This window comes from Haloglomus salinum (assembly GCF_024298825.1).
In the GTDB taxonomy this organism is placed as follows: domain Archaea; phylum Halobacteriota; class Halobacteria; order Halobacteriales; family Haloarculaceae; genus Haloglomus; species Haloglomus salinum.
The window spans coordinates 719,132-732,357 of record NZ_CP101153.1; the positions used below are offsets into that span (position 1 = coordinate 719,132).

11 protein-coding genes are annotated in these 13,226 nt (G+C 68.9%); 8 read left to right on the plus strand and 3 right to left on the minus strand.

From position 1 onward, the window contains the following. Positions 1 to 21: 21 nt before the first annotated feature. Positions 22 to 3,222, minus strand: a complete 3,201-nt coding sequence (locus tag NL115_RS03560) for a PAS domain S-box protein (RefSeq protein WP_254831836.1) — start codon at positions 3,220 to 3,222, stop codon at positions 22 to 24. A 241-nt stretch (positions 3,223 to 3,463) separates the two neighbouring features. Between NL115_RS03560 and NL115_RS03565 the strand changes: the two genes are divergently transcribed. From NL115_RS03565 to NL115_RS03590, 6 genes are all read left to right on the plus strand, one after another. Next, positions 3,464 to 3,916 carry a helix-turn-helix transcriptional regulator gene (locus NL115_RS03565; protein ID WP_254831837.1) on the plus strand — a complete coding sequence of 151 codons (453 nt, stop codon included), beginning with the start codon at positions 3,464 to 3,466 and terminating at the stop codon, positions 3,914 to 3,916. 69 nt (positions 3,917 to 3,985) lie between these two features. After that, positions 3,986 to 4,807 (plus strand): MBL fold metallo-hydrolase, encoded by an 822-nt coding sequence (locus tag NL115_RS03570; protein WP_254831838.1) that lies wholly within the window; start codon positions 3,986 to 3,988, stop codon positions 4,805 to 4,807. Positions 4,808 to 4,990: 183 nt separating this feature from the next. Continuing rightward, positions 4,991 to 6,052, plus strand: coding sequence for a hypothetical protein (locus tag NL115_RS03575; protein ID WP_254831839.1), 1,062 nt, complete (start codon positions 4,991 to 4,993; stop codon positions 6,050 to 6,052). Then, complete coding sequence (locus NL115_RS03580) at positions 6,052 to 7,227, plus strand: inorganic phosphate transporter (protein WP_254831840.1); 1,176 nt, start codon at positions 6,052 to 6,054, stop codon at positions 7,225 to 7,227. Before NL115_RS03575 ends, NL115_RS03580 begins: the two co-directional genes overlap by 1 nt. Positions 7,228 to 7,318: 91 nt before the next feature. Continuing rightward, a complete protein-coding gene (locus NL115_RS03585; protein WP_254831841.1) occupies positions 7,319 to 8,605 on the plus strand; it encodes a glycosyltransferase family protein in 1,287 nt (428 codons plus the stop codon). 25 nt (positions 8,606 to 8,630) lie between these two features. Further along, complete coding sequence (locus NL115_RS03590) at positions 8,631 to 9,452, plus strand: polysaccharide deacetylase family protein (RefSeq protein ID WP_254831842.1); 822 nt, start codon at positions 8,631 to 8,633, stop codon at positions 9,450 to 9,452. A 46-nt stretch (positions 9,453 to 9,498) separates the two neighbouring features. On the opposite strand, the gene NL115_RS03595 is transcribed toward NL115_RS03590, so the two are convergent. Beyond that, complete coding sequence (locus NL115_RS03595) at positions 9,499 to 10,263, minus strand: formyltransferase family protein (RefSeq protein ID WP_254831843.1); 765 nt, start codon at positions 10,261 to 10,263, stop codon at positions 9,499 to 9,501. A gap of 54 nt (positions 10,264 to 10,317) precedes the next feature. Beyond that, the gene (locus tag NL115_RS03600; protein ID WP_254831844.1) at positions 10,318 to 12,234 is read right to left on the minus strand and encodes an ABC transporter ATP-binding protein; all 1,917 of its coding nucleotides are present in this window, start codon (positions 12,232 to 12,234) and stop codon (positions 10,318 to 10,320) included. Between the two features lie 176 nt (positions 12,235 to 12,410). Between NL115_RS03600 and NL115_RS03605 the strand changes: the two genes are divergently transcribed. Continuing rightward, the gene (locus NL115_RS03605) at positions 12,411 to 12,944 is read left to right on the plus strand and encodes a DoxX family protein (RefSeq protein WP_254831845.1); all 534 of its coding nucleotides are present in this window, start codon (positions 12,411 to 12,413) and stop codon (positions 12,942 to 12,944) included. A gap of 6 nt (positions 12,945 to 12,950) precedes the next feature. Next, positions 12,951 to 13,211 (plus strand): hypothetical protein, encoded by a 261-nt coding sequence (locus NL115_RS03610; protein WP_254831846.1) that lies wholly within the window; start codon positions 12,951 to 12,953, stop codon positions 13,209 to 13,211. Positions 13,212 to 13,226: the final 15 nt, after the last annotated feature.

Consider the following 13,226-nt stretch of genomic DNA (forward strand, 5'->3'; position numbering starts at 1 on the left):
ATCGGGGTGACCGTGGGCCACTCACCCCGACCCGTCGCTCCGGTTCCCGCGTTCCTCCCGTTCGAACAGCGTGCCACAGAGCTTGCGGTGGCCGGCCCGGAGGTGCTGTGAGACGGTCGCATCGCCGATGGAGAGCGCGTCGGCCACCTCGCTGGCGTCGGTCCGTCGGGGCCACTCGTAGTAGCCCGAGACGTACGCCGTTTCGAGGGTCTGGCGCTGGCGCTCGGTCAGTTTCGACTCCACCTCGCCGACGTACTCGATACTGCTCTTCGATTCCAGGGTGACCTGCTGCTGGCTGACCAGTGAGGTGTCCGGATACTGCTCGGCGACGGCATCGACGACCGACCGCACGTCGCTCTCCGGCGGGAGTTCGACGGTGACGATGGCGCTCGATGGCTGGATGACGATCTCCCGGACCTGGCCGCCGCGCTCACCGAGCATCGAGAGTGTCGGCGGCTCGTCGAGCAACCACTCGTACAGTCCGACGCCGTCGTGCTCGCCCACGTGCCGGAACCGGGCCACCGTGTCGGCCCCCTGCTCGATGAACGTCCGGACCGCCGACTCGGTCGTCCCGTCGGCGCTCGCGTAGACGAGGAACCGGCCGTCGTCGAGCGGGATGGTGCGCTCGACCTGGATGCGTGGTGTCGTGTCCCCGGACTCGTCGACCGGGAGGTCGTCACTCGGAATCGAGAGTTCCAGCTCGATGGCACTCTCGGCCATCAGGGCCTCCCGGTGTTCCAGGGCCGCGATAGCGTGGCCGATGCTCTCGCCGAGATGCGAGACGACGGTCCGTTCTCGGTCGTCGAACGCCGCCTCACGCCGGGAGTAGAGGGCCAGCAGGCCGTACTGGCGGCCGTCGTACCGGAGCGGAATCGCCGCAATGGCACGGAACCCGGCGTCGCGGGCCGCCACCTGCCACGCCTCGTCCGCGAGCCCGTCGATATCCCGTACCACCTGTGTCCGGCCCGTCTCCAGGGCGGTCGCGCCCGGCCCCGTCGGCTCGGTGTCCTCGCCGTACGGGATGGAGACGGCGTCCAGATACGCCTGGTGTGGCCCGGCACTCGTCCGCGGGACCACCTCGCCGGCCGTGGTGTCGACCTCGCCGACCCACGCGAAGGCGTACGAGTCCGCGCCCGCGAGCGTCTCGCAGACCCGTTCCTCCAGTTCGGTCCGCGAGGTGGCGTCGATGACGGCACCGTTGACCTCGCGGACGACCTCGTTCAGGTCGACGAGCGCCTCCAGCTGGTCGCGCTGCTCGCGGAGCCGGCGCTCGCGCTCCCGGCGCTCGGTCACCTCACGGGTGTTGACCAGGATGCCATCGACGTGGGGCTCGTCGGTGAGGTTGCGGGCGCTGGCCTCGACGATGGCCTTGGTTCCGTCCTTGCGACGGAGAGTGACCTCGATGGTCGGCTGCGAGGACGGGTCCGCCAGGAGTCCCTCGAGTTCCTGGGCCACGCCTTCGGCCTCCCCCTGGTCGAGGTACTCGAAGATTGGCTCGCCGAGGGCCTCGGCCGGCGTGTAGCCGAACACCTCCTCGACGGAGGGCGTGATGTACGAGATGGTGCCGTCCTCGTCGAGGATGGCGCTCACGTCAGTCGAACGTTCGAGCGCCACCTCGTACTGCTTGAGCCGCCGCTCGTAGGCCACCCGGTCGATGGCGGTCACCAGCACGTTCGCGACGCTCTCGACGAACGAGGTATCGGTCCCGGCGAAGGAGCGCGGCGAGGTGTCGTGGACGCCGAGGATACCCCAGGGGTCGTCCGTCGGGCCGATGACGACGCTGATGCCGCTCTCCACATCGTGGTCGGTCAGGAGCGGTGGCGGGGCAAAGCGCGTCTCCTCGGCGAAGTCCTCGACCACGACCGGCTCCTCGGAGACCAGCGTGAACCCCGCCTGCGAGTCGCGACCGGTGTCGACCGCCGTCTCTCCGACGTAGCCGGGCTGCCAGCCCACACCGGCCCGCAGTTCGAGTTCCCCCGCCTCGGGCTGGAGGTCGAGCACCTTGCAGTAATCCGCGTCGAGCACGTCCACGACGGCCGAGACGGCGCTATCGAACAGGTCGTCCAGCGACTCGCCGCCGAGTGCCTGTCTACCGAGGTCGGCGACGGCCGTCTGCTGGTCGACCCGTCGCTCCAGTTCGCGCTGCTGGGCCCGCCGCTCGGTGGTGTCGCGGACCACGCCGATACGCTCCAGCCCGGTCGCACTCTCGATGAGCGCGAAGCGGGCCTCGGCCGGGAACGTCGAGCCGTCGGCGCGTTCGACCTCGGCCCGGATGGTCGGCGAGACGCGCTCGCCGGCCGACATCTCGGCCTCGATATCGCGGGCCCGCTCGATGGTCCCCTCGTCGACGAGTTTCGAGACGTGCTCGCCGAGCAACGCCTCGCGGTCGTAGTCGGTCATGCGCGCGTACTCGTCGTTGACCATCGTGAACCGGCCGTCCTCGTCGACCGTGTACACCCCGTCGTTCATCGCCTGGACGATGGTCTCGTACCGTTCGAGTTCGTGCTCGCGGCGCCTGGGTTCGGTGATGTCGGTGAAGTACACCGATAGCCCCGTCTCGGAGGGGTAGGCGTTCACCCGGAACCAGGTGTCGAGCGGGTCGTGGTAGGCCTCGAACGCCACCTGTTGGTGGGTCCGCATCGCCGCCTCGTACTCCTCCTGGAACGTCGTCCCCCGGGCCTCCGGGTACAGCTCCCAGATGTGCTCCCCCTCGATTTCGTCCGGGGAGTGGCCGAGCAACTCGCCCGCCCGCTCGTTCGCGTAGGTGAACCGCCAGTCGTCGTCGAGTGCGAAGAACCCGTCAGAGATGCGGTCGAAGACCACCTCCGGGTTCTCGCCGGATTCGAACCCGGTCGCGTCGGTGTCGTCCGTATCGGCAGGAGATGTCTGTTCACCGTCGGCCGGCGTCACGAGGAGCGTCAGGCGCTCACCGTCCGGGTAGACCCGACCCGGACGGAACGCTTCGTCCGTCGCCGGAAGCCGAACCGTCGTCGCTGCCCCCTCATCCCGCGCCTCCCGGAGGCGGTCCGCGGCGGCCGTCCCCTGCAGGTCGGGCCACGCGTCCCAGACGCAGCACCCCTCCAGGTCGGTCACCGTCCCCCCGATGAGGTCGCCCGCGGCGTCGTTGACGTACGTGAGCTGCCAGTCCGCGTCGAGCGACACGACGGGGTCGCTGATACACTGGAGCACCGCGGTCGGGGGGGCAGAGGTCTCACTCGGCATGGTGGTCGTCTATCCGTCCGTGTCTCCACACGGTCGGGGGAGTGATATCCCTCTTACGGCCGAACTGGTCGGATAACAGGGCCGACACGACAGAATCCGGGAGGCGACCGCTGATGAACTGCGAGACCAGTACCAAAACAGTTTGCCAGTACCGATATGACCCAGTCTATCCTGCGTTGCGATAGCGACGACTCGACGCGGACATCGAACGGGCAACGAACAACTATCGTCCACACAGCCAATGAACACCGACCACACATCACTCAGAGACCACGTCACGACGATGTATGCGAGATTCCGTCGAGCCCTCGGAAACAGCCGTGACGACCGGCAGGGGACAGATGTCGGGGCGAGCTTCTCGGGGACCACCGAGACGGACCCCCCCGCGAGCACGACGGACACACCGACCATCGCCGATGGGTCGGGCACTGCCGAGACCCTGACGCGCTCGGAACTCGCCGGCGAGACCGGACTCCACCCGGAACAGTACATCCGGCAGTTGCTCGCCGCGCACGATGGCCGGCTCCGGCAGAGCGACGTGGGGGACCTGGCCCGGCTGTCGGAATCGACGACGAGTCGGCTCCTCTCGGAGATGGAGGCCGACCAGCAGATCACGCGCGTATCCATCGGCCGTGAGAAGGTGGTCTGTCTCCCCTCCTCTGCGCCCGACGGCGCGAACGAGCGGGCGGTCTGAGAACTGGTCCCCCGGCGCTTCCGGCCCTCACCACGATACTTTTGCCCCGACACCACGATTCGGGAACCGATGGAGGTCACCCTCCTCGGAACTGGCGACACGACCGGCACGCCGACACCGGGCTGTTCATGCGACACCTGCGAGGCGGCCCGCGAGCGCGGCGTCGAGCGCTCGCGCTTCTCCGTCCACGTCCACAACGAGCGGACCGGTGAGTCGCTGCTCGTCGACGCCAGCCCCGACCTCCGCCAGCAGTTCCTCGACCACGACGTCGACCTGCCCGACGAGGTCGTCATCAGTCACATCCACTTCGACCATCTCGACGGGCTGGGCAACGCCTACCGGCTGTTCCCGGAGGTCCCGGTGTACGCCGCCGACGAGACCGACCCGGAGACCGACGAGAGCGTCGCCGGAACGGTCCGCCGACGCTACGACTACCTCGACACCGTCGTCGTCGAGCCCCGGACCCCGTTCGAGCCGTTCGAGGCCTGCGGGCTGGAGCTGACGCTCGTGCCGGTCGACCATCCGCCGCTCGTGTGCTACGGCCTCGCCATCGAGGACCCCGAGACCGGCGCGAAGCTCTCGCTCTCGGGTGATACGGGCTACGACATCCCCGCCGAGTCGCTCGATGTCCTCCGGGACCCGGACCTGCTGCTGGCCGATGGCATCGTCCCGGCGCACCTCTGTGAGTACCACCCGCTCGGTGGCGCCGACGAGGTCGACGGCGAGTTCATGACCTTCGGCACGAAGCACATGACCTTCGAGGGCGCCCAGCGCCTCGGCCGGGACCTCGATGCCGACGAGACGCGCGTCGTCCACATCTCGCATTTCGTCCCGGCCGAGGAGGCGTTCGAGGAGCCACTGGCGGTCGACGGGGAGCAGTACGTCCTGTAGCTCAGAACGGCCGGGACGGGGCCGAGCCAAGGCTGGGGCGGGGCTGGGACGAGGCTGGGACGCCATGGTTGCCAAGGTTCTTGCGTCGAGGGCCGCTCTGTACAGGTATATGATTTCTCTGACACTTGTTGTGGGGAAGCGGACCCCTGTCAACAGCCACCCCGGGGCCGTCCGGGGAGACCTGTGAACCCGAGCCGGGTCGACTCCATCGTCGACCTGACGTACGGCCTGCTCATCGCGGCCTCGGTCGGACTCATCGTGGTCGCCGGGAACACCGTCGGACTGGCCTTCGGCTTTGGCGTCCTCCTCTCGTTCATGCTCCACGTCGTCTGGAAGATGGCACGGTTCGACCCGAACTGGATGACCACGGAGGTCCAGCGAACGGTCGAGGAGACGGTCGACGAAACCGTCAGCGAGACGGTCGAGAAAACCGTCGGTGAGACGGTCGAGGAGAAGGTCGGCGAGACGGTCGAAGAGACCGTCGATGAAACCGTCAGCGAGACTGTCGAGAAGACGGTCGAAGAGACCGTGGACGAGACGGTCGGCGAGACGGTCGAAAAGACCGTCGATGAAACCGTCAGCGAGACTGTCGAGAAGACGGTCGAAGAGACCGTGGACGAGACGGTCGGCGAGACGGTGGAGAAGACCGTCGACGAAACCGTCGGTGAGACGGTGGAGAAGACCGTAGAGGAGACCGTCGGCGAGACCGTCGAGGAAACGGTCGAAGAGACGGTCGGTGAGACGGTCGAGGAGAAGGTCGAGGAGACCGTCGAGAAGACCGTGGAGGAGACCGTGGGCGAGACGGTGGAGAAGACCGTCGACGAGACGGTCGAGGAGAAGGTCGGGGAAACCGTCGAGAAGACGGTCGAGGAAACCGTCAGCGAGACAGTCGAGAAGACGGTCGAGGAAACCGTCGACGAGACGGTGGAGGAGAAGGTCGGGGAGACCGTCGAGACGACGGTCGAGGAGACGCTGGGTGCGCAGGTGGACTCGAAGTCCGGCGAGTGGGAGGACCGGACCGAGGAAGAGGTGTGGGACGACGAGGCGGCCGACGGCGAGTGGGAGGACGAGGACGAGCGGGAGGTGTGGGAGGACGACGAGGCGAGCGACAGCGAGGGAGAAGACGAAACGAACGACGACGGATCGGGTGCGACGAACGGCGAGGACGATGACAGCGACGAGGACGATGACAGCGACGAGGACGATGACAGCGACGAGGACGCGGACGACCCGGAGGACGCCTGATGGTCGACCCGTTGCTCGTCGTCGGCGTCCTCGTCTCGATGTTCGTCGCGTACAACATCGGCGGGTCGACGACCGGGCCGGCGTTCGGGCCGGCGGTCGGCGCCGACGCCATCTCGAAGACGGCCGCCGCGGCGCTGATGTCGGTGTTCTTCTTCCTCGGGGCCTGGACTATCGGTCGGAACGTCGTGACGAAGCTCGGCACGGAGCTGGTCGCCGACCCCGGCGTGTTCACGCTGGAGTCGTCCATCGCGGTCCTGTTCTTCATCGGCGTCGCGCTGCTGATGGGGAACCTCTTCGGCGTCCCGGCCTCCACCTCCATGACGGCCGTCGGCGCCATCGCGGGACTGGGGCTCGCGGGTGGTGTGCTGGACTTCGCCGTCATGGGGGAGATCGTCATCTGGTGGGTCGTCTCGCCCATCATCGGCTTCTGGGTGTCGCTCATCATCGGCCGGTACTTCTACGCGCGGCTCAACCGGATGATCGCGATGGAGCGCAGCACGGGCCCGCTGCTCGATGTCGACCGTTCGGGGCCGGTACCGGTTCCGCGCGTTCACGAGACGACCAACCGGCGTGAGCTGTACGGGACGATAACGGTCGTCGCCATCGGCTGCCTGATGGCCTTCAGCTCCGGCACGTCGAACATCGCCAACGCTGTCGCCCCGCTGGTCGGGAGCAAGGAGCTGGCGATGAACCCGGCCATCGTCTTCGGCGGCATCGCCGTCGCCATCGGCGCGTTCACCATCGCCCGGCGGACCCTGGAGACGATGGGCAGCGACATCACCGAACTGCCGCTGACGGCCGCCATCGTGGTCGCGTCGGTCAGCTCCACGCTGGTCGTCTTCCTCTCGACGCTGGGTATCCCCGCGAGCTTCGTCGTCATCGCCACCGTCTCCATCATCGGACTGGGCTGGGGCCGCGCGACCCGACCGATGACCGTCCCGGAGGCAGTCACCGCCGAGGACCCGCCCAGGGTATCCGTCGACGCGCTGGCCGCCGACGAGGAGGGCGAGGAACTGCCCCCCATCGGCGAGGAGGAGCCCGACGGACCCGACGCGGGCGACCTGTTCAACCCCGCGACGACTGCCCGGGTCGTCCTGATGCAGAACGTCGTCCCCGCCATCGCGACCGTCGGGGCGTATCTCACGTTCCGGTTCGTCCCGATATTCGGGTTCTGAGGGCGTCACCGGTTCCCGGCGACGGAGCCCGTCCCGGACCCCGGCGGCGCGAGTGAGCAGCGTTTTGCCGAATCCGACCCCAGCACCGCCAATGGTGTACGAGCTGAAGCCACCGGTCGAGGGGTCGCCGGGGCTGCTGATGTTCACGCACAAGGAGCGCCCCTACTTCCTCGACCCGCCCGAGCCGCTGGCCCGGCGGCTGGTCGCGCTGAAGGAGCGGTACGTCCTCGGGTTGCAGTGGGGGGCGTACCACGCCGACGTGGGCGAGACGCCGTACGTCGACTTCCAGATGGCCTGCCCCGGCACCGTCGACTGGGCGCCGGGCGCCGACCCTCGGCTCGTCGAGATGTGCTCGCGGGACTTCACCCCCGGCCGCTTCCGGCCGATTGACGTGCCCCAGCAGTGGGACGTGTTCAGCGTCGGCCACCCGATAACCATCAAGCGGTACTCGGAGCTCCTCGATGTCGTCCGGGAGTGCTTCGACCGCGGCGTCGACCTGGACGTGCTCCTCGTCTGTGCGGTGCCGGAGCCGCCCGACGACCTGGACGGCTACTGGGACACCGCGTTCTTCGAGAAGTACGACGCCGACTTCACCGACGCCGAGCGCGAGCATATCGACCTCGGGGTGCCGGTCGAGGCGTCGTTCGGCGACCGACCCCTGCATCCCATCCCGAACGAGGTGTTCCCGTACCTCTACAACGCCGCACGCGGGTTCGCGCTGTTCTCCCGCGAGGAGGGCCAGTCGAAGGTGGTCCACGAGGCGCTCTGCTGTGGGACGCCCGTGGTCGTCCACGAGGAGCTGAAGGGCGGCGGCCGGGACAAGCTGGACGAGACGAACTCGCTCCAGTTCGGCGACGTCGACGAGGCCGCGGACGCCTTCTGCGCGCTCGCCGCGGGCGACGCGCCGGCCTTCGACCCGGAACCGCTCCGCCGGGAACTGGTCGAGGAGTTCACCGCCCCAGTCTTCGAGGAGCGGGTGCGCGAGGTGTACGCCGACCTCGGACGCCCGTACGCGGGCGACCTGGAGACGACGGACCTGGCGTTCAAACTCGGGAGCCACACGGTCACGCTGCCCGAGTCGATGCGCTCGGGGAACACGAACGACCTGCGCTCGCGCGAGGCGTTCGTCCGGTTCGTCGACGACAGACTCGACCGGACGACACCGCTGGCCGACCGCGCGACCGCTCGTCGGGCCGACGCCGAGGCGACCGTCGAGGCGATGCGCGAGGCGGGTCCGGAGGCCGTGGCGGGGCGCGTCCTCCGGGCGGTCGACCGGCGGGTGCCGGTCCAGCTCCACCGGACGGCGGCGCGCGCGTACCGGCGGGTGACTGGTGACGGGACGACCGACGAGCCGGCCGGCTCCGAGAGCCGGAGTTAAGTCCGAGGCCGACGCACCGCCGTCGATGAACGTCGGACGGTACGGCTACGGGGCGCTCTCGCGACTCGGGATGGCTGCCCGCCTCGACCGGCCGGACTACCGCCACCGGAGCGCCGTCCTGATGTATCACTCCGTCCGACCCGCCGGCGAGTGTCGGCCCGGAACGTCGGACGTGGCCGTCGAGGAGTTCCGGGCCCACCTCGAGTACCTCACCGCCAACTTCGAGGTGGTCGACCTGCCGGACGTCCGGCTGAACGACGGCCGCGGCGTCGGGCGCAAGCACGTCGCGCTCACCTTCGACGACGGCTACCGCGACTTCTACACTGAGGTCCGGCCGTTGCTGTACGAGTACGAGGTGCCCGCGACGGTGTTCGTCTGCCCGGCGTTGCTGGACAACGCCTGCCGCCGCGAACAGGTGATGAACACCGGCCACCTGTTCGACACCCTGACGAGCGACCAGGTGCTCGAGCTGGCCGACGACCCGCTCGTCACCGTCGGGAACCACACCCGGACCCACCACAACGTCGGCGCCCACCACGACCGCGACATCATCCGCGAGGAGGTCGTCGGCGGGCAGCGCGACCTCGCCGAGCGGTTCGGCATCGACTGTGACCGCTTCTGCTACCCGAACGGCTCCTACAACGACACGTCGGTGTCCATCGTCCGCGAGACTCACGACATCGCGACGATGAACGAGTCCCGGCGGCCCCTGCTCGGCAGCGAGGACCCGATGTTCGTCCCACGGGTCGATGCGGGGCTCCCGTTCGGGCGCTGGCGCTGGCACATGAGCGACCTGAACGGGGAACTGATGCTGGCCGCCCGGATGGCCGGGTTCGGCGTTTCCTGACCAGGTTCGAAATCAGACAGCCGTTTTCGATACGTATCTACCAGTTTTAGCGATTGCTCCGCCAGATGCCGAGCAGGCTCCGCGCGTTCTGCACCCGGTTGAACGCCGTCTTCGCTGTCTCCAGCGCGACGTACTTCGCCACGACACCGAGCGTCACGTCCGAGGAGTAGTACATCCGGCCGAGTTCGTCCTCGGGCACCCTCTCCGGCTCGCGGCCGGCGTCGAACCGCTGGACGGCGTCGGCCACGAGCGGGACGCCGGCGCGGTGCTTGCGCCCTTCGAGCTCCGACCACGTCAGGCAGTCCGCGAGGTCGACCTCGCGCTCGGCGGCGATGGCGCCGGCATCGAGGGCCTCGGTCAGCTGGAGCAGCGTCACGCCGCCCGTCGCCACGCGGTCGAGGTAGTTCCAGAGGTGGGTGTAGACGCCCCGGTAGCGCCGGATATCGCCGTGGTGGTAGGAGAGCACGCCGTGGTCGGGCGCCGTGAGCACGTCGCCCTTCAGGATGCCGACGCCGTTCTGGAGCGCGATGTCGGCGTCGGCGATGCGGTCGACGGTCGTCGCCGGGAACCGGACGCCCGGGCCGTCCGCGACGGGGTCGAGGGAGACGTAGCGGCGCTCCAGCTCGGGTGACCGGGCCGCGTCCGGGATGTCGACGCGTCCCCCCGAGCCCGGGTCGTGCCCGTCCGTGTCCGTGCGGACGACGAGCGTCACGCGGGCGTCCGTCCGGGCCACCATCTCCACGAGCGCGTCGGCGAACCAGTCGCGGAGGTGGTCCCGTCCGAGGAGGAGCGCGAGCCGCTCGATGGCCATGTCCCGTCGGCGCCCGGACGGGGCAAGAGGCTACCGCTCGCGGGCAGTGTGGCGTTACTCCGGCGCGCCGCCGTCTGTCCCGTTTGCGCCGCTGTCCGTCCCGGTCGCACCACCGTCCGGCTCCGCGCGGGCCTCGCCGTCGCTCGCGACGCCGGCCTCGGCCTGGGTCGCGTAGAGGTCGGCGTACTGGCCGCCCTGCGAGAGGAGCTCCTCGTGCGGCCCGGCCTCGGCGATGCGGCCGGCATCGAGCGCGTAGATGCGGTCCGCGCCGACGACGGTCGACAGGCGGTGCGCGATGGCGACGATGGCGTAGTCGCGCTCCATCTCCTCGATGGCGGTGTGGACGCGCTCCTCGAGGCCGGTGTCGAGGTCGGAGGTCGCCTCGTCTAGAACGAGCACGTCGGCGTCCTTCAGGAGTGCGCGGGCGATGGCGACGCGCTGGCGCTGGCCCCCCGAGAGCCGGACGCCGTCGTCGCCCAGCTGCGTCTCGAGGCCGGCGGGCAGGTCGTCGGCGAACTCCGTCACCTGCGCGATGTCACAGACCCGCCGGACCTCGGCGTCGGTCGCGTCCCGGTTGCCGACGGTGAGGTTGTACCGGAGGGTGTCGCTGAATATCCAGGGTTGCTGGCGGACGACGCTCACCCGGGAGCGCCACTCGCGCCGGTCGAACGCGCGGATGTCCGTCCCGTCGGCGCGGACGGCGCCGGAATCAGGTTCGTACAGACGCGTCAGCAGCGACACCACGGTGGACTTGCCGGCGCCGGACTGCCCGACGAAGGCGACGAACTCGCCGCGCTCGAAGCCGAAGGAGACACCGTCGAGAACCGTCTCGTCGGCCTCGGGATACGAGAAGCGAACGGTGTCGAACGCCACCTCGTCCACGGGTGTGGGAACGGGGTCCCCCGCGTCGGGTTCGGCGTTGGCCTCCAGCGAGTCGACGAACCGCTCCATCCGGACGACGTGGGGGAGGTCCCCCTCGGCGCGGTAGTAGAGGTCGTTCACGTCCGAGACCTTCGGCGCGAGCCGGAACATCGCGAACAGGAAGACCGCGAGCCGGGAGACGGGGAGGCCGAAGACGGCCAGGCCCAGGTACAGCAGCCCGAAGACGGTCAGCGCGCTGATCCACTGGTATATCTCCTTGAACGCGGCCTGGTTCCGCCGGAGGAGGACGTTCGCCCGGGCGTAGGTGTCGACGGCGTCGCGGAAATCCGTGAACAGCTCCCCGGCGACGCCGAACAGCTTCACGTCCCGGATGCCCTGGGTGCCGGCCTGGACCGACTCCTGGACGCGCTCGTTGGCGGCGGCGATGCGGTCGCCGACCTCGTAGCCGGACTCGAACTGGGTGCGGACGAGGACGGTCGTGCTGCCGAGGACGGCACCCGTCAGGAACGTCAGCTGTGGCGCGAGGTACAGCGCCAGGCCGAGGTAGGCCGCCGAGACCAGCGTCGCCTCCAGCAGGCGGGTCCCGTTCTTGATGAACCCGCCCGCGTAGCGAGCCTGCGTGACGATGGCGTTGAGTATCTCGTCGGAGCCGTTCCGGTCGTAGTAGCCGACGCGTGCGTCGAGCGCCCGGTCGAACGCGCGGGTCTGGAGGTCCCGGACGTACGCGGTCTGGAGCACCGCCCGGAGGTACGCGACGACGAAGGAGGCGGCGTGGCGGGCGGTCATCACCACGGCCACCCCGGCCACGGCGGTCTCCAGCGTCAGCGGCACGCCCAGCAGGTCGTAGGTGGCGACGAACGCCGCGAGGATGCCGGTGGTGTCGCTGCTGGTTCCCTGCGCCAGCTCGATGATGGGGAGGATGAACCCCGCGCCGACGCCGGAGAGGACGGCCGCGGCGACCGCCAGCACGACGACCGCGACGGTCGTCAGCGGCCGGTAGGCGGCGACGGCCCGGACCGCCGCGACCTTCTCGCGGCGCCCCACGTCCGGGGCCTCGGGGTCCGGGTTCGGCCCGGCGTCCTCGCTCATTGCGCCCGTTTCGGGCGGCTTCGCTCATAAACTCGGGTATTCGGCGATGCCGGCGTGGAATGTGGGGCGCTGGAAATCAACTGTCGTGATTCTTCTCGCGAAATCTGCCGATTATCCAAGATAGGGGCAACATTTATACCCTGTTCCCCCGCGCGCTCGAAGTGAGGCGTGATACCATGACACAGAATGTGAAGACCCAGCTGCTCGGACGGAACGTCTCGTTCCCCGTCTCCGAGCCGTGGCTGGCGTACTGGCTGGTGATCATGCGGCTCGCGGTCGGGTGGTGGATGCTCCATGCGGGGCTCGACAAGTTCCTCGCCTGGCCGTTCGATGCCGGCTGGTTCGTCAGCGGCGCCGCGCAGGGGACCAGTCTCGGACCGATAGTGACCCTGTTCGCTGACGGCGCCCTCCTCTCGTTCGTCAACGTTGCCATCCCCCTCGGGCAGACGCTGATCGGCCTCGGGCTCATCCTCGGGGCACTGACCAGGCTGGCGTCGTTCTTCGGCGCCCTCCTGATGGCCTTCTTCTACTTCATCAACGGGGAGACCGGCGGCTGGAATCACGGCGTCGTCACCGGTGAGCTGCTGGGACTCCTCATCTTCGCGATGATCGCCACGCTCGGCGCCGGGCGCGTCCTCGGTGTCGACGCGTACCTCGCGGAGTCGGACCTCGTCCAGAACCATCCGAAGCTCCGGTACATCGTGGGGTGATACGTCATGAGTGAACTCGACACGGCGGACAAGATCGCGGCGTACGGCGGCGGTGGCCTCGTGGTCCTCGGAACGGTGGTCATCGGCCTGCTCGAGGTGCTCGCGGGCTCACCACACCCGGTCGACGGCGAAGGACAGATCGTCCACGAGGCGCTCGTCCCCCTCGAGATCCGCTCGTACATCATCATCCTCGGCCTGCTCATCTGGATGTTCTACGCGGTCTACAGGGTGGTCGCGACCACGCCCGACACCGGGAGGGCGGCCTGAGGAACGAGCGACAGG

Coding starts and splice junctions, on each gene's coding strand:
- NL115_RS03560 (WP_254831836.1), bottom strand. CDS start 3,222: ATGCCGAGTGAGACCTCTGCCCCCCCGACCGCGGTGCTCCAGTGTATC.
- NL115_RS03565 (WP_254831837.1), top strand. CDS start 3,464: ATGAACACCGACCACACATCACTCAGAGACCACGTCACGACGATGTAT.
- NL115_RS03570 (WP_254831838.1), top strand. CDS start 3,986: ATGGAGGTCACCCTCCTCGGAACTGGCGACACGACCGGCACGCCGACA.
- NL115_RS03580 (WP_254831840.1), top strand. CDS start 6,052: ATGGTCGACCCGTTGCTCGTCGTCGGCGTCCTCGTCTCGATGTTCGTC.
- NL115_RS03585 (WP_254831841.1), top strand. CDS start 7,319: ATGGTGTACGAGCTGAAGCCACCGGTCGAGGGGTCGCCGGGGCTGCTG.
- NL115_RS03590 (WP_254831842.1), top strand. CDS start 8,631: ATGAACGTCGGACGGTACGGCTACGGGGCGCTCTCGCGACTCGGGATG.
- NL115_RS03595 (WP_254831843.1), bottom strand. CDS start 10,263: ATGGCCATCGAGCGGCTCGCGCTCCTCCTCGGACGGGACCACCTCCGC.
- NL115_RS03600 (WP_254831844.1), bottom strand. CDS start 12,234: ATGAGCGAGGACGCCGGGCCGAACCCGGACCCCGAGGCCCCGGACGTG.
- NL115_RS03605 (WP_254831845.1), top strand. CDS start 12,411: ATGACACAGAATGTGAAGACCCAGCTGCTCGGACGGAACGTCTCGTTC.
- NL115_RS03610 (WP_254831846.1), top strand. CDS start 12,951: ATGAGTGAACTCGACACGGCGGACAAGATCGCGGCGTACGGCGGCGGT.